Below are 19581 nucleotides of genomic sequence, written 5' to 3'. Positions count from 1 at the left end.
TTGCCCTGTTGGGAAACGAAGTCAGGCGTCGAACGGGTCGCGCAGGATCATGGTTTCGCTGCGATCCGGGCCGGTAGAAATGATATCAATCGGCACGCCGGTCACTTCCTCAATACGCTTGATATAGTTCAGCGCAGCCTGCGGCAGTTTGCTGTGCTCTTTCACGCCGAACGTACTTTCAGACCACCCCGGCAGCGTTTCGTAAATCGGCTCGATACCTTCCCAGCCTTCGGCCGCCAACGGCGTCACATCGATTTCTGTGCCATCCGGCAGACGGTAGCCCACGCAAATCTTAACTTCTTTCAGGCCATCCAGAACATCCAGTTTAGTCAGGCAGAAACCCGACAGCGAATTGATCTGCACGGCACGGCGCACGGCAACCGTATCCAGCCAGCCGGTACGGCGGCGACGGCCCGTCGTCGCGCCAAACTCGTTACCTTTCTGGGACAGATGCTCGCCCATCTCATCAAACAGCTCCGTCGGGAAAGGACCGGCCCCCACACGGGTAGAGTAAGCTTTAACGATACCCAGCACGTAGTCCACATAACGCGGCCCCAAACCTGAGCCGGTCGCAACGCCGCCCGCCGTCGTGTTGGAGGAGGTCACATACGGATAAGTGCCGTGATCGATATCCAGCAGCGTTCCTTGCGCCCCTTCAAACATGACGAAATCGCCGCGCAGGTGCGCCTTGTACAGCAGATCGGAAACATCAACGACCATCGCCGTCAGGATGTCAGCGATCTTCAGGACATCATCCAGGACTTTCTGATAATCGACGGCATCGACTTTGTAGTAATTAACCAACTGGAAGTTGTGGTACTCAACGATCTCTTTCAGTTTGACGGCAAAGGTTTCTTTGTCGAACAGATCGCCGACGCGCAGGCCACGGCGGGCAACTTTATCTTCATACGCCGGGCCGATACCGCGCCCCGTCGTACCAATGGCTTTCGCGCCACGCGCTTTTTCACGCGCGTTATCCAGCGCGACGTGATAAGGCAGGATTAACGGGCAGGCTTCTGAAAGCAGCAGACGTTCACGTACCGGGACGCCACGCGCTTCAAGCGCCGTCATTTCTTTCATCAATGCGTCAGGTGCCAACACAACACCGTTACCGATGATACTGACGACATTTTCACGCAGAATGCCAGAAGGAATTAAATGAAGGACGGTTTTTTCACCGTTGATAACCAGCGTGTGGCCAGCGTTGTGACCGCCCTGATAGCGCACAACATATTTAGCCCGTTCAGTCAGCAGGTCAACGACCTTGCCTTTACCTTCGTCACCCCATTGGGTGCCCAGTACGACGACGTTCTTACCCATTTCAAGAATCACCAGGTTGCTTAAAAAAGGATTCTAACATCTCATTTGGATGCTTTCAGTACTTTTAGCACACGTTTGCGCACATTTTTCCGCTTAATATTACCCCCCAATCCGGCTGCGCAACATGTAGTAGATCACACAGCCGGCAACGACTATTCCGCCGCCAAAACGACGTAAAATATTATCCGGCAATTGTGCCATTCCCAAAATCATGCGCCGCCAAATTCGGGGGAAAAGTAAAGGCCCCAGTCCTTCAAGTATCAAAATCAGCCCGAGCGCCAGCCAAATCGTAGAATCCATAAACGTTCCCCAAAAGCGTGTGTATCGTTACCAAAGCGGCGTCGCCACCCGATAATAAAAAAAGCCCGTAAAAACGGGCTTTATAAACATGACGTAAACTATCCGTTAACGACGCAGCGTCGTATCCGGTGATTTCATATAGCGGAAGAAATCACTGTCCGGACTCAGCACCATGACGTCCTGATTCGTTTTGAAACTCTCTTCATACGCACGCAGGCTACGGATAAACGCGTAAAAATCCGGATCTTCGCTGAAAGCATTCGCAAACAATTTCGCCGCTTCCGCATCCCCTTCACCACGGGTAATGCGTCCCTGACGCTCCGCTTCAGCCAGAGTACGGGTCACTTCATAATCCGCAGCCGCTTTCAGTTTTTCGGCTTCTTCCTGACCTTGCGAGCGGTGGCGACGCGCTACCGCCTCACGTTCTGCACGCATACGCTGATAGATCGCGTCAGACACTTCTGTCGGCAGGTTGATTTGTTTAATACGCACGTCAATGACCTGAATACCCAACGCAGCCATGCTGTTAGGGTTGATATGAGGCTCATTGCTCGTTGTCTCTTTTTCAACACGCGCCGCAGCAGAAGCAATGGCGTTATCCGCTTCGGTCGTCTCGCCTGTCCCGGTATTCAATGCGTCACGCACATCCGTCATCAGTTGGCCGCGGGAATCGGTAACAATCCCTCTTAAATCCAGACGGCCAATCTCTGAACGCAGTCGGTCGCTGAACTTACGTTTCAACAGGACTTCAGCCTGAGAAATGTCCCCACCGCCCGTTGCCAGATAGTAACGACTGAAATCGCTGATGCGCCATTTGATATAGGAATCAATAATCAGGTCTTTCTGCTCTTTAGTGATAAAGCGGTCAGCCTGATTTTCCATCGTCTGGATACGCGCATCCAGCATTTTAACGGAGTCGATAAACGGGATCTTGAACTGCAAACCTGGCGAATAAATCAGCGGCTTGTTTCCGTCATCACGCAGTACTTTACCGAAACGCATCACAATGCCGCGCTGGCCTTCCTGCACCACAAACAGTGACGCGTAGACCACCATCAGTACCAGGATCAGAATAAATAGTAAGGGTTTACGCATCGATTATTCTCTCCCGACTCGAGTGAAGTCATCACGCTGCGCATTCGCTCTGCGCTGATCCATGATATTTCCATTGTTACTGCCGCGCGTCTGGCTGTTGTTCGCACTGTTGCTGTTACCGGACGGTAAACGCAGTGGGTTCGCGCTGCTATTGGTATTATTGCTCTGTGAGTGCTCGCCGCCTTGTCCACGCAGCATCTGATCCAACGGCAATACCATCAGGTTACCGCCTTTGTCATTGACCAGAACCTTACGGGTATGGCTCAAAACACGCTCCATCGTTTCGATATACAGACGCTCGCGGGTGATTTCCGGCGCGGCTTTATATTCAGGCAACACTCTGGCAAAACGGGCTACCTCACCCTGCGCTTCCAGCACGGTACGGGTTTTATAAGCGCGAGACTCTTCCAGAATACGCTGAGCCTGACCGTTGGCGCGAGGCTGCACCTCATTCGCATAGGCTTCCGCTTCACGGATGTATTGCTGCTCGTTTTCACGCGCCGCGATAGCATCGTCAAACGCGGCTTTGACGTCTTCCGGCGGACGCGCCGTCTGGAAGTTAACGTCCAGCAGGGTGACGCCCATGTTGTACGGACGCACGGTCTCTTCCAATACTTTTTGCGTATCGGTACGCACCACGGTACGACCTTCCGTCAGAATTTTATCCATCGTGTACTTACCGATCACACCGCGCAGGGCGCTGTCGGTAGCCTGACGCAGACTGTCATCCGCATTCGTCACGCTGAACAGGTAGCGTTCAGGTTCCGTTACACGATACTGGACGTTCATCTCAACGCGCACCACGTTTTCATCCGAGGTCAGCATCACACCCGAGGTCGCGAGTTCACGAACGGATTCGACGTTGACCGCGCGAACGGAATCGATAAAAGTCGGTTTCCAGTTAAGACCGGGGCCAACCAGATGGCTGAATTTACCAAAGCGCGTGACCACACCGCGCTCCGCTTCTTTAATGGTGTAGAAGCCTGTTGCCGCCCAGATAACAACCGCAGCGACGGCAGCGATACCGACGATCCGACCGCCCAACGCCGGGCCGCCAGCGTTTCCGCTGTTGCTGGAGCCTGAACCTTTTCCGCCGCCCAGTTCGCTGAGTTTTTTACTCAGCTTGCGGAAGATATCGTCCAGATCCGGCGGCCCTTGATCCCGGCCACCCTTATTGTTGTTATTTCCGCCAGAGTTGCCGCCATTATTGCTGCTGCTCCCCCACGGGTCGCGGTCTTGTCCGTTATTACCGGGCTGATTCCACGCCATGTTTTAGCTCCATTCTTTATGATAGATGTTCTTCAGGTTCAATATCCCAGAGTCCGTCGGACTATTTCGCGATCCAGACTGCTCCGCCAGTCAGGCAATATAGTCCATCAGTTCCTGCTCTTTTTTGCAAAGGCGGCGCCAGTCGGCAATCGGCATGCGAATAACCAGACCTATTTTCCCGTCCTCTTCAATCCATTCTTTTTCTATTGCCTGAAGCTGGTAGAAGCGACTACGTAAGCGTCCTGCCTGCGGGGGAAGTCGCAACGTATATTGCGCAATTTCCCCGGAAAGCCGCTCAGTCAGTGCCTGAAATAGCAACGGAATACCGTCGCCGGTCTGTGCCGAAAGCCAGACCCGTACCGGCAAATTCTCTTCGTTGCGATCGATACGCGGCACAAAGTCATCCAGCATATCAATCTTGTTCATCACCAGGAGCGCGGGTATTTCATCCGCCTCAATTTCCGCGAGTACGTCATTGACCGCATCGATATTCTCGTCAAGACGAGGATCGGCAGCGTCAACAACGTGCAACAGCAGTGAAGCCTGACGCGTTTCCTGTAATGTAGCCTTAAACGCAGCCACCAGATCATGGGGTAACTGCCGGATAAAACCTACGGTATCCGCCAGCACCGTATCACCGACATCGTCCACTTCAATGCGGCGTAATGTGGGATCCAATGTGGCAAATAACTGATCGGCGGCATAAACCCCGGCCGATGTAATTCTGTTGAACAACGTGGATTTACCCGCGTTGGTGTAGCCCACCAGCGAAACCGTCGGCACATCGGCGCGAACCCGCGACCGCCGCCCCTGCTCGCGCTGTTTTTCCACCCGTTCAAGGCGAGACAGTATCTGACTGATGCGGTTACGCAATAAACGACGGTCAGTTTCAAGCTGGGTTTCACCCGGGCCACGCAAACCGATCCCGCCCTTCTGGCGTTCAAGGTGCGTCCAACCGCGAACCAGTCGGGTCGCAAGGTGACGCAGTTGCGCCAGTTCTACCTGAAGCTTCCCCTCGTGCGTTCGCGCACGCTGGGCGAAAATATCTAAAATCAACCCGGTACGGTCGATCACCCGGCACTCACACAAACGCTCCAGATTACGTTCCTGAGCCGGCGTCAGCGCATGATCGAATAACACGACAAACGCGCCCGTCGCTTTCACGACCTGAGCAATCTCTTCGGCTTTGCCTTCCCCTACAAAATACTTGGGATGCGGTGCCTTACGACTCCCGGTTACCACCTGCAAGGACTCAATGCCGGCAGAGGAAACCAGAGACTCAAATTCCAGCAAATCTTCCGTATCTTTATCTTGCGAGAAGTAAACATGAACTAATATGGCCCGTTCACCCGATTCATAACGGTCAAACAAACGAGTAACCTCTCAAACGAGCAAAAAACACCACAGCGAAGGAGACGAGCGATACGCCCGACTCCCACGCCGTGGTGAATTGACAATACGACTTATTCGGCGTCATCAGTGTCCTGCGACTGTTGCTGAACAGCCGGATTATTACCATGATAGTTACTACCGCCGCCTGGATTGTTGCTATGGTGAGACACCGGGCGAGAAGGAACAACCGTGGAGATGGCGTGCTTATAGACCATCTGACTGACCGTGTTTTTCAACAAAATCACAAATTGATCGAACGACTCGATCTGACCTTGCAACTTAATACCGTTAACCAAATAAATCGAAACCGGAACTCGTTCACGACGCAGAGCGTTCAAGAACGGATCTTGTAAAGATTGCCCCTTAGCCATTCTATATTTTCCTTATTTGTATGTTGTTTGTAACAAAGAGCCCTGCGGCTCTAAAATAACGGTGTAAAAATTCGTGCGCTGAGACTCATCAATTGTACACAATCACTCAACCTATGCACTAACAACCTGTATCACTTTGTCCAGCGCCTCAAGAGGTTTTTCGCTGTCCAGCCAACAGACATCATCCCAACCACGCAGCCAGGTCATTTGCCGCTTCGCGAGCTGACGCGTGGCACAAATGCCTCGGTAAACCATCTCATCGTAACCAATTTCACCGGATAAATATGACCACATCTGGCGGTACCCCACACAGCGAATCGCCGGCATATCCGTGTGCAGATCCTTTCGGGCAAATAACGCCCGCGCTTCCGCCTCAAAACCTGCCGCCAACATCTGGTGAAAACGTTGCTCAATCCGCTGATGCAACAATTCACGCGTCGCCGGGGCGATGGCAAACTGATGAACCCGATAAGGCAACCCGTCACCGACCGTTTTTGTCAGTTCAGTTAAAGTGTTGCCTGAAACGAAAAAAACTTCCAGTGCTCGCGAAAGCCGCTGCGGATCATTTGGATGAATCCGAGTCGCCGCGACCGGATCAATGTCACTCAACTGCCGGTGCATCGCGTCCCAACCCACTTCTTTTGCCTGCATTTCAATGCGTTGACGCACTTCAGCATCGGCCGGCGGCAAGGGAGAAAGCCCCTCCAACAGCGCCTTGAAATACAACATCGTCCCCCCGACTAACAGGGGGATACGCCCGGCGGCGGTGATCTCCGCCATTTCCCGTAGCGCATCGCGACGAAACTCCGCCGCGGAATAAGACTCAGCCGGGTCGCGGATATCAATCAACCGGTGCGGCGCCTGCGCCAGCTCTTCCACACTCGGCTTGGCCGTCCCAATGTCCATTCCCGTATAAATGAGGGCGGAATCAACGCTAATCAACTCAACCGGCAGAGATTCTCGCAGCGCCATCGCCAGCGCCGTTTTTCCTGACGCCGTCGGCCCCATAATAAAAATGGCGGGGGGTAACGACCTTTTTCCTACATCACTCATGCTGCAACGCCTTGATGGCTCCGTGGATATCCATCACTGATAGAAGTTCAGACGGCGGCGTTTTTACCCATTGCGGACAAAGTCGCTCAACGTCCGCCAATAATTGGATGGCCTGAGCATGGCTCCAGCTCTCCCGATCGCTTTGCAAACGCGACGCAATCCACGACGCGAACGCCGCGGTGTCCACCGGGTGTGTCGATGCCGTCTGTTCGTTGGCCAGATAGCCTATCAGTTCAGAGATCAAGTTTTGTAAATTTTGTTGGCGCAATGGTAAAGGTACGCCGCGCAACGTCGCCCGCTGGGATTCCACCTGAATATCAATACCAAACCGCATCAGTAAATCGTGATGCGCAGCCAGTACGTCCAGTTCGCTTTTACTCAACATCAAACGCTGCGGAATCAAAAGCGGCTGCGCCCGTAACCCTTCCTCCGACGGCGTCAGCTGCATCGCTTTCAGGTAGCGTTCGGCAACCGGCAGCGACAAGATTGCCAACCCCTTACGGTATTCCAGCAGCGCATAGTGTGGTGGATACACGGTCAGTACCCGTCCAAAACCGCTCGACTGGCTTTCCAACGGCGATTCGCCCCCCGGACATGGCTTAGTCAGAGCGGCGGGCGCGTCAGCCGTCGCTTGGCTCGACGGCTTATCATGCGATCGTGTGGATGGCCTGGTCGTCTCTGGCGGTATAACAACGTTCAGCGGCACAGACGCGCCCTCGCCTGCCGACTGTGCTGCACTTGGCGCGCCCCGCTCTGCGCTTAACAGCGCCTTATACAGTTCACCCTGCTTTTTCTGGTAGGGATTCTCAGGCTGATAGCCGACATAACCGGGCGATTTTGACTGACCCGCATGGCCCGCGCGCGGCGTTTTCCCGCCATACGCGGGAGGATGATCGGTTGCAGACGACTGGGCGAAATGATTCTCGCCTGCGGCGGGGCGGTTTTCCTGCTGCCATTGCACGGGTTTTCCGCTATCGGGCTCTGTCATGCCTAGCCCCGGCGCGGATGCCTGTTGCAGAACGGACATCACCGCCTGATAGATAAAGTCATGCACCAGTCGCGCCTGATGGAACCGCACTTCGTGTTTGGCAGGATGCACGTTCACATCCACCTGATGTGGATCGATCTCCAGATATAAAACATACGCGGGCAGTTGATCGTCGCTAAGTTGATCCTGATACGCCTGTCGGATGGCATGGTTAATGAGCCGATCGCGCATCATGCGCTGATTCACGTAGCAATACTGCATATCTGGCAGTTGTTTAGCGTAGGCGGGATCGGCAACCCAACCATGAATGGAGAGATCGTCGTGCTGCCACGACACCGCCAGAGCATGCTGTAAAAACGCCGCCCCGCAGATGCTGCCTAAACGACGTTCATACTTACTCTTGTCGGGTGCTGCACGATACTGCCGCATCAGTTTCCCGTTGTGATGCAGCGTAATGGCGACATCAAAACGCGCCAGCGCGATACGACGCACAACTTCATCAATATGGGTAAACTCGGTCTTTTCCGTGCGCAGAAACTTACGGCGAGCGGGGGTGTTATAAAACAGATCCAGCACTTCCAGCGTGGTGCCCACAGGATGGGCCGCAGGCTTGACCGTCACCGCCATGTCACGCCCTTCAGCGTAGGCTTGCCAGGCTTCAGCCTGTTCGGCGGTCCGTGACGTCAACGTCAAACGCGAAACGGAACTGATACTCGCCAGTGCTTCACCGCGAAACCCCATACTGACAATGGCTTCCAAATCGTCAAGCGTGGCGATTTTACTGGTCGCATGACGCGCCAACGCCAGCGTGAGATCATCTTTGCCAATCCCCGCGCCATTGTCACGAATACGAATCAGCTTCGCGCCACCGCGTTCGATGTCGATATCAATTCGGGTCGCCCCGGCATCCAGACTGTTTTCCACCAGCTCCTTCACCACCGAAGCCGGACGTTCAACCACCTCGCCGGCAGCAATCTGGTTAGCCAACTGCGGCGGCAACACCTGAATCGGCATGGCGTATCCCTCTTACTATCCTTAATCTATCAACATCGTCGGCATGCAGAATCAGGCGGACGGTATAATCAGCGTCTGGCCCAGTTGCACCGTACCGGAACGCATATTATTCGCCTGCTGGATCTCCTTCATGCTGACGCCATAACGAGCGGCAATCGCACTCAGGCTATCACCCTTTACGACCTTATGCTTCACCGGGACGGCCTTTTTCGACACAGGGGCAGAGGCCGTCTGCCGCGTTACCCCGTTAGCCGGGACATTCAGGCGCTGTCCAACCCAGACGATATCCTTGTTCAGCTTATTGACCGCGCGCATGGCCGCGAGACTGACGCCGTACTGCCGCGCGATGGAAGAGAGCGTTTCGCCGCGTGCGACGGTATGACGTACACTCCCTGCCGTCGACGCCGTTACCTTACGACCCGATGTCGTCTTATTATTTGCCGCCTGCCGTAGCGGACGGCTTTCCTGCTTTGGGAGAGATTGCATCGGGTGCGTCTGGAAGTACCCCCTCAGGCCCAGATAAATCGCATTGGCGATTTTTTCCTGATAGTCATTACTTCCCAGCAGCCGCTCTTCCGCCACGTTACTAATAAACCCGGTTTCCACCAGTAGCGAGGGAATATCGGGGGAGCGTAATACGCCCAGACTGGCATGCTCTGGCCGCCGTTTATGCAGCCCGCCCACGCGCTGAAGTTCGCGCAGCACCTTGGTCGCCACGTCATATCCCACCCGCTGGGAATGGCCAAATTGCAGATCCAACACCGCCTGACTCAGATAAGGATCGGCATTGCTGTTCGCCAGTAGATCGCCCGCCCCACCTAGCAGTTCAGACTGTTTCTCATGCTGTTCCAGCCAGTTTGCCATTTCACTATTCGCGCGGCGGTTCGAAAGCACCCAAACCGACGCCCCTTTAGCATTGCGGTTTGGCGCGGCGTCCGCATGAATGGACACGAGCAGATTCGCGCCCTGCTTACGTGCCACATCGGAACGCCCCATGACCGAGATAAAGTAATCGCCGTCGCGCGTCAGCACGCCTTTAAAAGCCGGATCGCGATTCAGAAGGACCTGCAACTTACGCGCAATAGAAATCGTGACATTCTTCTCCCTCAGCCCATTCGGACCAATGGCGCCGGGATCCTGACCGCCATGACCGGCATCGATCGCCACCACTATCCGTTCATTACCTTGTCTGATCGGCGTTCTGGTGGCCGACGCGTTGCCGCTCACCACAGCCGTCGGTTTATTGGTAAAGGGATTTCTGGTTGGCTCGGCCGGAGCACTCTTTTGCTGTCGCGAGGCAGGAGGCGCTGAAGCTTGCGTCGTTTTGGCTTTGTCGCCGTTAATGGTGAAGACGACAACGTACCCTGAACCTTCTTTTTGCGTTACCGCCCGTGTTCTGGCGGCCTGCGTTAAATCCAGCACCAGACGCAGGCTTTGTGCATCCTGCGCGTTGCTGGTACGAATACGCTTAATCAGGTTTTTTCCGCTGAATTCCAGCGGCAACCCTTGTATGACGCCGGTCTGACGAATATCGATAACCACTCTGGCCGGGTTGCTGAGCGGGAAAAACGCATAAACCGGCTGGCCGCTGAAGCTCAGCCGAACCGTGGCCTGAGCAGAGGCGTTATCCACCTTGATATCCGATAAATTAGCGGCCCAGGCCGCTCCCGCAAGCAACAACCCTACGCCGATGAACAGCCTAACCAGACGATTGATCATGATGTTATGGTTCCTGACTGGAGGGAAAAGCGCGCTAGCACGGCGTCGCCAGTCGCAGAAACAGCGGATAACTCAGCCTGTCTGCCCTGATCCTGATAGCGCAAATGCAGTTCGATATCCGCATCGGGCAACACACCGGCCCCCTGTTGCGGCCATTCAATCAGGCAAATGGCATCCTGCGTCAGGTAATCACGGATCCCCATAAATTCCAGCTCTTCCGGATCAGCCAATCGATAAAGATCAAAATGATAAACCGCCAGCGGCGATAACGCATAAGGCTCGACCAGAGTATAAGTGGGGCTTTTAACATTACCCTGATGACCGCGCGCCTGAAGGAACCCACGGCTAAAGGTGGTTTTCCCTGCGCCGAGATCGCCATAAAGGTGAATAACACAAGCGCTGTCGCAGGCATTTGCCAGCGCAGCGCCTAGCGCGATGGTTGCTGCCTCATCCGGCAGAAGTAATACTTTCTTTTTCATTCTATTTTTCTAAAAACATCCGCTCGGGATTAACATATCGGAACAACACGGGCAGCAAATCGGTGGCCAGCATCCCCCGGGTGCCACGCCGCAGCGCCAGCCAGTCGGCGGATGCGCCGTGTACGACACACCCCGCACAAGCCGCGTTATACAGCGAGAGCTTTTGCGCCAGCAAACCACCCACAATGCCTGACAGCACATCGCCCATTCCCCCCGTCGCCATACCGGGGTTGCCGACATCAGCAATAGCGATGTTTTCCTGATCGTCGGCAATCACCGTTCCCGCGCCTTTTAGGACGACAACGCCACCATAGCGTTTTACCAGCTTTCGAGCCGCAAGTAAGCGATTACTTTCAATATCAGATACACGGCAATTCAGTAAACGCGCCGCCTCACCGGGATGGGGCGTCAACACGCGATTTTGCCGTTTATGCGGGTTGATTGCCAGCAGGTTCAATGCATCAGCATCCCATAGCATGGGTTTGTTACAATTTTCTGTCATGCGCAGGGCATTTTTCCCCCATTCATCCTGTCCCAGACCGGGCCCAATCACCACCACATCGGCCCATTCCAGCCCCTGTCGGAGCGTATCCGCCGTGAGTTCTTGCACCATCAGCTCGGGGCGGGACGTCAGAAACGCCGAGAGATATTGTTTGTGAGTAAGTACTCGCACCAATCCTGCGCCACTGTGTAAGGCGGCATCCGAGGCCATCAGCGCCGCCCCACCCAGTCCGGCACTGCCCCCCACCACCAGCAGTCGGCCATTATTCCCTTTATGCTGCCCGGCCGGGCGAGGCAATAGCCACTCAGTCAGCCGTTCTGCCGTTAGCCGCTGTATCGGTGCGGTTTGACGCTTCAACCAATCCTGCAACCCTAGCGCACAATAATGCAATTGCCCGACCTGCTCACGCGCCTGACCGGTCAATAGCCCCGGCTTCAGCGCGATAAACGTTACCGTATGCGCCGCACGGATCGCGACGCCGGCACAGGCGCCGGTTTCCGCATTCAAGCCAGAGGGGATATCCAGTGACACAATCGGCGCAGAAGCGGCATTAGCCTGCGTAATTAACGCGGCATAACTCGCCCGTGGGGCACCGGAAAGGCCGGTGCCGAGCAGCCCATCCACGATAAGATCGATATCATCCGGCCAGGGTATCGCGGCTTCCACCCCATCAACAATCTCAACAACGCGTCCCCCCTGCGCCAGCCAATGCTGCCGGGCGAGATGCGCATCATCAGGTAGCGGCTTATCGCGGGTACAGGCGATAACCTCCACCTCAAGACCTGCCCTCAGCGCCAGACTGGCGACCACATACCCATCGCCGCCATTATTACCGTGTCCGGCAAGCACCCGCCAGCGCCGGGCCGAAGGATAGCGCTGACGAGCGACCTGAAATGCAGCCTCTCCCGCACGCTGCATCAGTTCCCACAGCGAAAGCCCTGACTCAGCGGCAGCGCTGGCCTCTTCACGGCGAACCCACTCGCCATAGAACACCGCATGAGGCAAATTGTCTTTTCGCTTCCCATCGTCACTCATCATAATTTGCGCTTATTTTTCATCACCATGACTTAAAATTAGCAAGCAACCTAAACGTCCGCCAGCCTTCCTCACTCTCTGCGGCCATCGGTTCCGCGATGTGGATATGATATCATCCGTGCGTCCTGTTTATCTCTGTGGCCGACCATGTCATATCCCTACGATCTCAATGAATTAGCACAACACATCAAGCAATGGGGAAAAGCATTAGGATTTCAGCAGGTCGGCATCTGTGACACCGACCTGTCCGCCGAAGAACCGAGGCTTCAAGCCTGGCTGGATAAGCAGTACCACGGAGAAATGGAGTGGATGGCACGCCACGGTATGCTCCGGGCCCGCCCGCATGAGCTGTTGCCCGGCACGCTTCGCGTCATCAGCGTGCGCATGAATTACCTCCCCGCTAAAGCGGCGTTCGCCAGCACCTTAAAAAATCCACAGCTTGGCTACGTCAGCCGTTACGCTCTGGGTCGTGATTATCACAAGCTCTTACGTCAACGCCTGAAGAAGCTCGGTGACCAGATTCAGGCATACTGCGGTGACTTGAATTTTCGCCCGTTCGTCGACTCTGCCCCCATAATAGAACGTCCTTTAGCCGCTAAAGCTGGGCTTGGGTGGGTTGGTAAACACTCACTAATTCTTAACAGAGAATCAGGTTCATGGTTCTTTCTCGGCGAACTACTGATCGACCTACCCCTGCCCATCGACCAGCCTCAGGAAGAGCAGTGTGGTCGATGTGTCGCCTGCCTGACGACCTGTCCGACCGGCGCGATTGTCGCCCCTTATACCGTTGACGCACGACGTTGCATTTCCTACCTGACAATAGAACTGGAAGGCCCGATTCCTGAAGAATTCCGCCCGTTGATGGGCAACCGTATCTATGGCTGCGATGACTGTCAGCTTATCTGCCCGTGGAATCGGTTTTCACAACTCACCGACGAAGCCGATTTCAGTCCGCGGGCTGCGCTGCATACGCCGGAACTGCTAACATTATTTAGCTGGAGCGAAGAGAAGTTTCTTCGTATTACGGAAGGATCGGCGATTCGCCGCATCGGCCATCTTCGCTGGTTACGTAATATCGCCGTCGCACTGGGAAACGCGCCTTATCAGGATAATATCGTACTGGCGCTACAAGCTCGTCTGGGGGAAAACGAGCTCCTGGACGAACATATCCACTGGGCGCTTCACCAGCAGTTGGAACGTCGCGCGTCACAGGAAATTGATATCCAGCCCGCCCAGAAAAAACGGCTGACTCGAGCGGTGGAAAAAGGATTGCCGCGCGATGCATAACCCGACTTACGATTGTCATCTGTTTGTCGCGCGCGCTGTGAATAACTATAAAAAACCGTTGTCAATCAACCGTCACAAAAAGTACAAGCGATCGACATAACATTTTTTAAGTAAAATTTTATAATAAAAATCAATAAAATAACTATCGCCGTTTTATAAGCGACGAAACATGATTAATAAATAAACGGCCTACAGCCTGTGGATAAGTCTGTTAAGAAAAAGATGATCTTTTGTATTTGTTGATAAAACGATGTGAGTTGCGATCACGCCAACCTGCAACGCTCGCGGCGTAACAACAGAAAAGCATTCAACAGCATAAGACGGTCAGCATTATGAATTTGTTGCCCGTCTTTGGCAAGAGTCGAGATCTAATTTTCTGATGAAAAGAAAAAACGCGGCGACGCTTCACAGTGAGAAACGTCGCCGCGTGGAAAGTGACTACCTTGAAAAGCCTGAGCGGCAGCGTCCGCGTCTCTCAATCAAAGGCTATGCTCGGGTTCGAATCAGATAATCAAAGGCGCTCAACGAGGCCTTTGCCCCTTCGCCGGTAGCAATGATGATCTGCTTATAGGGCACCGTCGTACAGTCACCCGCGGCAAAAACCCCTTTCACGCTGGTTTCACATTTCGCATCGATTTCAATCTCACCGATACGGTTTCGCGCGACTGTCCCTTCCAGCCAGTGCGTGTTTGGCAGTAGGCCAATCTGCACGAAAATCCCTTCCAGCGGTAAATCATGCACGACGTCAGTCACGCGATCTTTGTAACTTAACCCGGTTACTTTCTGTCCGTCGCCCTTCACTTCCGTGGTTTGCGCATTCAAAATGATATCGACGTTCGGCAGGCTACGCACTTTATCCTGCAATACAGAGTCTGCTTTCAGCTCTGGCGCAAATTCAAGCAGCGTGACATGTTTCACCACGCCAGCCAGATCGATGGCCGCTTCCACGCCGGAATTCCCGCCGCCAATCACCGCAACGTGCTTACCTTTGAACAACGGACCGTCGCAATGAGGGCAATAAGTTACGCCGCGCGTACGGTACTGATCTTCACCGGGCACATTCATGTTTCTCCAGCGTGCGCCAGTGGCGATGATGACACTACGCGCGTGCAAGGTCGCGCCAGACACCGTGATGATCTGATGCGCTTTACCCGGCTCATTTGCAGGAATTAAGGCTTCCGCACTTTGCGCGTCGATAACATCGACATCGTAGTCATCAACGTGGCTCTTCAGCGCGGTCGCGAGCTTGGCACCTTCCGTTTTCGGCACGGAAATATAGTTTTCGATATCGACAGTATCCAGTACCTGCCCGCCGAAACGCTCGCCCAGCAGTCCGGTACGGATCCCTTTACGCGCCGAGTAGACCGCCGCCGCCGCTCCTGCCGGGCCGCTACCGATGATTAACACATCATAGACGCCACGCTGGTTCAGTTGCTCAACCTGTTTAGCGCCCGCGCCGGTATCGATTTTAGACACAATCTCCGCAAGGCTTGTCCGCCCCTGACTGAAATGTTCGCCGTTCAGGAAAACCGTGGGAACGCCCATAACATTACGATTTTGTATCTCATCCTGAAACACGCCGCCGTCAATCGCGGTATGCGTGATATTCGGATTCAAAACCGCCATTAAATTGAGTGCCTGAACGACATCCGGGCAGTTGTGGCAGGACAGAGAGTAGTAGGTTTCGAAGTGGAACGTCCCCTCAAGATCGCGGATTTGGTCGAGTAATTCTTTCGCTTCTTTTGACGGATGGCCACCGACCTGCAATAACGCCAGAATCAGCGAGGTAAATTCGTGGCCCATCGGCGCGCCGGCAAAACGCGGGCCGCTTTGTGAACCTGGGTTCGTAATCAGGAACGATGGCTTACGCACAGACAGGCTATTGTTTTCAATGAAATTAACCTGATGGGACAACGTAGCGATCTCGCTCAGCAGGGTTCTGACTTCCGTGGATTTAGCGGAGTCATCCAGAGTCGCAATCAACTCAACAGGTTTGGTTAATTTTTCCAGATAAGCTTTCAACTGGACTTTCATCGTATTGTCGAGCATCGGTCATCCTTAATTAGGCAAGTGGTACAAAGGTAAAACAGGAGCAAGAGCGCGAATAGTGCTGTTCCGTCAGAGGATCGCGCCAGAAAAAACGGGTGCGACGCACCCGATAAACAATCCTATTTCTGGTGGTGTCGGCTTAAATTTTGCCAACCAGATCCAGAGACGGCGCTAGCGTAGCCTCGCCCTCTTTCCACTTGGCCGGGCAGACTTCACCAGGGTGGGATGCGACGTATTGAGCCGCTTTTACTTTACGCAGCAGGTCAGAAGCATCGCGGCCAATACCTTCAGCCGTAATTTCTACTGCCTGAATAATGCCCTGCGGATCGACGATAAACGTACCGCGATCGGCCAGACCTTCTGCCTCGCGCATATTTTCAAAGTTACGCGTCAGTTGCCCTGTCGGGTCGCCGATCATGGTGTATTTGATTTTGCCAATCGTTTCTGAACTGCTGTGCCACGCTTTGTGCGTAAAGTGGGTATCCGTGGACACAGAATAGATTTCCACGCCGCGCTGTTGGAACTCGTCGTAATGATCAGCAACATCACCCAGTTCAGTCGGGCAAACGAAGGTAAAGTCAGCAGGATAGAAGAAGAATACGCTCCATTTGCCTTCGATATCCTTCTCTGTGACTTCAATGAATTGGCCGTCTTTAAAAGCCATATTTTTGAACGGTTTAACTTGGGTATTGATTACTGACATCACTGTATCCTCATAGGTTTTGGCATGCGGATAAAGTACAGAAACGTGATCGCCATCACCAATCCGTTGTGTTTATCGAATCAATAAGTAATACCTAACTTGGCATTAAAAATACGCGGCCAGAGAATAAAGAGTGCGGTTCATCGTAAAGGCCCGGCCCAACTAGACAGGGAGCGTCTTGAAAAAATCAGAAGGCAGAAGCGAAAGGATTACCGAATACACGTTTCGATCCCCAACCTTTTGATTTCATACATGTGTTTATTAATGCATTCCTATCGTTTTTATTCACATCAAGGCTGTAGTTTTCGCTAACGACTCGGTTAACCATGTCATACTTTTTATCACCACACCTATCCGCTTTTGTGCATCTATCATATTTCTGAACTGTTTTTACTTGAGTGGCCACTTCATTTTTTACCGGGAACTTTGCTTCAGCGTCAGCAGAACACACGCTATAAGCGTTATTGAAATCAACTGCCGACGTTGATTCTCTCTCCCATTGAGAGACGCACCCACTGAGAAAAAGAACCACAAAAAACACATTGTATTTCATACTATTAGCCTCATTGTGACCCAGTATGAAATTATAGTTTATTTTAAATAAACAGAAATAAAATGACGACGCATCAACTACCATATTTATGCGCATCTACGCCACAGTTCGGCGACCAAATACCATGAGTAAGATCGCACCAAGCACGCCGGATGAGATTGATCCCATCAGGATACCGATCTTGACACGGTCCTGTACGCCCGGATCGCTGAATGCCAGCAAACCTATAAACAGAGACATCGTAAAGCCGATACCGCATAGCAGGGCAATACCCGCCATCTGCCCCCAGCTCGCTTTCATGGGTAATTCAGCAAGATTCAGTTTTACGAGAACTGCCACGGTTCCGAGAACGCCAATGAGTTTACCGAGTAACAGCCCAGTGGCGACGCCCATGGTGAGCGGCTCCACGAAGATCGACATGGACACGTCGGCGAAGGATACGCCCGCATTGGCAAACCCGAAAATCGGGACGATGACAAACGCAACGGGTTTGTGCAGAAAGTGCTCCAACTTATGAAGCGGGGATTCTGAATGTGTGGCCTCAGGAGTGCCAGGGGTGAGTTTCAACGGAATGGTGAGTGCCAGAATAACACCAGCCAGCGTCGCATGGACGCCGGATAAAAACACCAGCACCCAGAGTACCGAGCCGAGAACCAGGTAAGGCCACAATCTCTTCACGCCCATCCGGTTGAAGATGACGAGATTGCCGATCACTAATGCCGCGCCAAAAAGTGCGAGTAGGTTGAGGTCGGCCGTGTAGAACAGTGCGATTACGATAACTGCGCCGAGATCGTCGATAATCGCTAATGCGGCGAGAAAAATTTTCAGCGAAGCAGGAACGCGGTTTCCAAACAGAGATAGAACGCCAAGCGCAAAAGCAATGTCGGTCGCCGTCGGAATAGCCCATCCCCCGATCGTTGTCGGGTCGTTCCAGTTGAAATAGATATAGAATAACGCTGGAAAGACCATTCCGCCTGCTGCCGCCGCACCGGGCAGGATGCGCCTGCTCCAGCTCGACAGCTGTCCATCAAGCATCTCTCGCTTTATTTCCAGACCGACCAAAAGGAAAAAAGCCGCCATCAGGGCGTCATTGATCCAGTGTTGAATGCTGAGAGGCCCGATATAGACATGCAGAACATGGAAATACGTTTCTGCCAAAGGTGAATTTGCCGTCACGATTGCCAGCGCGGCGACGAACATCAGAATGATGCCGCCGGATGCTTCATTGTCGAGAAATTGGCGGAGGGTGGACTGAATGCGGCCCCTGGAGATTGTAGAAGACATGGGTTAACACTCCTTATGAGAGGTTGATCGAAGTCTCCGTGGATTTCGGGGTAACCCGCAGCACCGCAGCACGCGCTTTGTTAAGAAATAACATCGGCGCGCTTATATTTCTACAAGAATCGGCCAGTTCGCATCTAAATTGGACGGCATTAAACGATTTCTAGTCGATCGCGTAGGACATCCTACCAACGTGAGACACCATGATATTCCCCCGGGTGCAGTGCCGTATTCACTCATGCCGCAATCAGGGTCCACATCGAACGCGCTCCGCTTGTTGGCTCCCATTTCCATTCCATAGAAATCCGTTAGGGAGCGCCGAAATCTATTAGTGCAAAATGTAAAGTTTTGTGAATTTACGCCGGGAGGGCCTTCACTCTGACTCCCCTGCCCCACTCTGTCCGCGCCCGGTGTTTTGATAACGTGAAGGCCAGATCTCTTCGGGGCGTTTATTCAACGCTTCGGCGATCAGACGCTCGCCCTTCGGCCAGTGTCGCGTCAGCGCGTTTGCTAACGTGGACGACACCAGCCCTGCCTCTCTGGAAATTGCCGCCATCGTTGTTCCCTGCTTTCTTATTCGTCACCAGTTCCATCGCTCCCGCCGGCCGGGCCATTCCTACATCTTCATCCGCTGCTCAACGTAAGGCGAATGGTTATAGGCCGAATGGATATAATTAAAATCGACGTGGGTTTGAAGAGAGGTGTACCGCGCACAGGAAGCGACTCAGCAAACAATCCGCACCCATAACGCACCCGATTTCGTGTACTAATTTGTGTATGACTTCGGCGTGGTTGACGGTGGTTTTCAGCGGATTTCGCTGGATGCTCAACAGCGCGATTACCCTGTTGAATCAATAGGATACAGACGTTAATGGACATCTATAGAACAATAATTGGAGCGGGAAACGAGATAAGCGCTGAGTGACAAGTCTTAGTTTATTAACGCTAATTTGATACTGTCAGTTTCAGTCGAGACTTAAAATTAGCTTTTTTTGGGGCTCGTCAAACAAACGCATTCACAGCGCCTTTAAACAGCAATTAAAACTCAATCGCTCTTCCCGATTAATATTATCTTTATCTCCTCGCCAAACATAATGAGCCAAAGTTGCATAACTTTATGATAATAGGCTTCTTTATTTGTCTAACCTATACCTTGTAGCATATGACCTTA

17 protein-coding genes are annotated in these 19581 nt (G+C 53.3%); 1 reads left to right on the top strand and 16 read right to left on the bottom strand.

The window, feature by feature from the left end; all coding sequences use genetic code 11:
* Positions 1-21: 21 nt before the first annotated feature.
* The 11 genes from EDC54_RS15800 to nnr all read right to left on the bottom strand — a co-directional run bounded on the left by EDC54_RS15800 (position 22) and on the right by nnr (position 12540).
* Positions 22-1320 carry an adenylosuccinate synthase gene (locus tag EDC54_RS15800; protein WP_132458495.1) on the bottom strand — a complete coding sequence of 433 codons (1299 nt, stop codon included), beginning with the start codon at positions 1318-1320 and terminating at the stop codon, positions 22-24.
* A gap of 99 nt (positions 1321-1419) precedes the next feature.
* Complete coding sequence (locus tag EDC54_RS15795; RefSeq protein ID WP_132458492.1) at positions 1420-1620, bottom strand: DUF2065 domain-containing protein; 201 nt, start codon at positions 1618-1620, stop codon at positions 1420-1422.
* Between the two features lie 105 nt (positions 1621-1725).
* Entirely contained in the window at positions 1726-2715 is a 990-nt protein-coding gene (gene hflC, locus EDC54_RS15790; RefSeq protein WP_132458489.1) for a protease modulator HflC, read from the bottom strand.
* Positions 2716-2718: 3 nt separating this feature from the next.
* Positions 2719-3984 carry an FtsH protease activity modulator HflK gene (gene hflK, locus EDC54_RS15785; RefSeq protein ID WP_132458486.1) on the bottom strand — a complete coding sequence of 422 codons (1266 nt, stop codon included), beginning with the start codon at positions 3982-3984 and terminating at the stop codon, positions 2719-2721.
* A 90-nt stretch (positions 3985-4074) separates the two neighbouring features.
* Positions 4075-5355: a ribosome rescue GTPase HflX gene (hflX, locus tag EDC54_RS15780; protein WP_132458483.1), complete on the bottom strand. Its 1281-nt coding sequence runs from the start codon at positions 5353-5355 to the stop codon at positions 4075-4077.
* Positions 5356-5447: 92 nt separating this feature from the next.
* A complete protein-coding gene (gene hfq / locus EDC54_RS15775; protein ID WP_132458480.1) occupies positions 5448-5747 on the bottom strand; it encodes an RNA chaperone Hfq in 300 nt (99 codons plus the stop codon).
* Between the two features lie 111 nt (positions 5748-5858).
* The gene (gene miaA, locus EDC54_RS15770; protein WP_132458477.1) at positions 5859-6800 is read right to left on the bottom strand and encodes a tRNA (adenosine(37)-N6)-dimethylallyltransferase MiaA; all 942 of its coding nucleotides are present in this window, start codon (positions 6798-6800) and stop codon (positions 5859-5861) included.
* Entirely contained in the window at positions 6793-8802 is a 2010-nt protein-coding gene (mutL, locus tag EDC54_RS15765) for a DNA mismatch repair endonuclease MutL (protein WP_132458474.1), read from the bottom strand. Before mutL ends, miaA begins: the two co-directional genes overlap by 8 nt.
* Positions 8803-8853: 51 nt before the next feature.
* Entirely contained in the window at positions 8854-10521 is a 1668-nt protein-coding gene (gene amiB / locus EDC54_RS15760; protein ID WP_132458471.1) for an N-acetylmuramoyl-L-alanine amidase AmiB, read from the bottom strand.
* A complete protein-coding gene (tsaE, locus tag EDC54_RS15755) occupies positions 10518-11000 on the bottom strand; it encodes a tRNA (adenosine(37)-N6)-threonylcarbamoyltransferase complex ATPase subunit type 1 TsaE (protein ID WP_132458468.1) in 483 nt (160 codons plus the stop codon). The genes amiB and tsaE overlap by 4 nt, the downstream gene beginning before the upstream one ends.
* Position 11001: 1 nt before the next feature.
* The gene (gene nnr / locus EDC54_RS15750) at positions 11002-12540 is read right to left on the bottom strand and encodes a bifunctional ADP-dependent NAD(P)H-hydrate dehydratase/NAD(P)H-hydrate epimerase (RefSeq protein ID WP_132458465.1); all 1539 of its coding nucleotides are present in this window, start codon (positions 12538-12540) and stop codon (positions 11002-11004) included.
* A gap of 144 nt (positions 12541-12684) precedes the next feature.
* On the opposite strand from nnr, the gene queG reads away from it, so the two are divergent.
* The gene (queG, locus tag EDC54_RS15745) at positions 12685-13824 is read left to right on the top strand and encodes a tRNA epoxyqueuosine(34) reductase QueG (protein ID WP_132458462.1); all 1140 of its coding nucleotides are present in this window, start codon (positions 12685-12687) and stop codon (positions 13822-13824) included.
* A gap of 486 nt (positions 13825-14310) precedes the next feature.
* On the opposite strand, the gene ahpF is transcribed toward queG, so the two are convergent.
* From ahpF to EDC54_RS15720, 5 genes are all read right to left on the bottom strand, one after another.
* Positions 14311-15873 (bottom strand): alkyl hydroperoxide reductase subunit F, encoded by a 1563-nt coding sequence (ahpF, locus tag EDC54_RS15740; RefSeq protein ID WP_132458459.1) that lies wholly within the window; start codon positions 15871-15873, stop codon positions 14311-14313.
* A 139-nt stretch (positions 15874-16012) separates the two neighbouring features.
* Positions 16013-16576 carry an alkyl hydroperoxide reductase subunit C gene (ahpC, locus tag EDC54_RS15735; RefSeq protein ID WP_132458456.1) on the bottom strand — a complete coding sequence of 188 codons (564 nt, stop codon included), beginning with the start codon at positions 16574-16576 and terminating at the stop codon, positions 16013-16015.
* Positions 16577-16763: 187 nt separating this feature from the next.
* Positions 16764-17129, bottom strand: a complete 366-nt coding sequence (locus EDC54_RS15730; RefSeq protein ID WP_132458453.1) for a hypothetical protein — start codon at positions 17127-17129, stop codon at positions 16764-16766.
* Between the two features lie 96 nt (positions 17130-17225).
* Positions 17226-18413, bottom strand: coding sequence for a Na+/H+ antiporter NhaA (nhaA, locus tag EDC54_RS15725; protein WP_132458450.1), 1188 nt, complete (start codon positions 18411-18413; stop codon positions 17226-17228).
* Between the two features lie 370 nt (positions 18414-18783).
* A complete protein-coding gene (locus tag EDC54_RS15720; RefSeq protein WP_132458447.1) occupies positions 18784-18987 on the bottom strand; it encodes a helix-turn-helix domain-containing protein in 204 nt (67 codons plus the stop codon).
* Between the last annotated feature and the right edge of the window lie 594 nt (positions 18988-19581).

Origin of the sequence: Samsonia erythrinae (assembly GCF_004342665.1) — a bacterium.
In the GTDB taxonomy this organism is placed as follows: domain Bacteria; phylum Pseudomonadota; class Gammaproteobacteria; order Enterobacterales; family Enterobacteriaceae; genus Samsonia; species Samsonia erythrinae.
This window is presented reverse-complemented; position numbering and strand designations above follow the sequence as displayed.

What these genes read in the sequence shown, in the direction of transcription:
- tsaE (WP_132458468.1), bottom strand. Translation starts at nt 11,000, where the DNA reads ATGAAAAAGAAAGTATTACTTCTGCCGGATGAGGCAGCAACCATCGCG.
- nhaA (WP_132458450.1), bottom strand. Translation starts at nt 18,413, where the DNA reads ATGTCTTCTACAATCTCCAGGGGCCGCATTCAGTCCACCCTCCGCCAA.
- EDC54_RS15800 (WP_132458495.1), bottom strand. Translation starts at nt 1,320, where the DNA reads ATGGGTAAGAACGTCGTCGTACTGGGCACCCAATGGGGTGACGAAGGT.
- ahpF (WP_132458459.1), bottom strand. Translation starts at nt 15,873, where the DNA reads ATGCTCGACAATACGATGAAAGTCCAGTTGAAAGCTTATCTGGAAAAA.
- EDC54_RS15795 (WP_132458492.1), bottom strand. Translation starts at nt 1,620, where the DNA reads ATGGATTCTACGATTTGGCTGGCGCTCGGGCTGATTTTGATACTTGAA.
- queG (WP_132458462.1), top strand. Translation starts at nt 12,685, where the DNA reads ATGTCATATCCCTACGATCTCAATGAATTAGCACAACACATCAAGCAA.
- hflK (WP_132458486.1), bottom strand. Translation starts at nt 3,984, where the DNA reads ATGGCGTGGAATCAGCCCGGTAATAACGGACAAGACCGCGACCCGTGG.
- mutL (WP_132458474.1), bottom strand. Translation starts at nt 8,802, where the DNA reads ATGCCGATTCAGGTGTTGCCGCCGCAGTTGGCTAACCAGATTGCTGCC.
- hflC (WP_132458489.1), bottom strand. Translation starts at nt 2,715, where the DNA reads ATGCGTAAACCCTTACTATTTATTCTGATCCTGGTACTGATGGTGGTC.
- ahpC (WP_132458456.1), bottom strand. Translation starts at nt 16,576, where the DNA reads ATGTCAGTAATCAATACCCAAGTTAAACCGTTCAAAAATATGGCTTTT.
- nnr (WP_132458465.1), bottom strand. Translation starts at nt 12,540, where the DNA reads ATGATGAGTGACGATGGGAAGCGAAAAGACAATTTGCCTCATGCGGTG.
- miaA (WP_132458477.1), bottom strand. Translation starts at nt 6,800, where the DNA reads ATGAGTGATGTAGGAAAAAGGTCGTTACCCCCCGCCATTTTTATTATG.
- EDC54_RS15730 (WP_132458453.1), bottom strand. Translation starts at nt 17,129, where the DNA reads ATGAAATACAATGTGTTTTTTGTGGTTCTTTTTCTCAGTGGGTGCGTC.
- hfq (WP_132458480.1), bottom strand. Translation starts at nt 5,747, where the DNA reads ATGGCTAAGGGGCAATCTTTACAAGATCCGTTCTTGAACGCTCTGCGT.
- amiB (WP_132458471.1), bottom strand. Translation starts at nt 10,521, where the DNA reads ATGATCAATCGTCTGGTTAGGCTGTTCATCGGCGTAGGGTTGTTGCTT.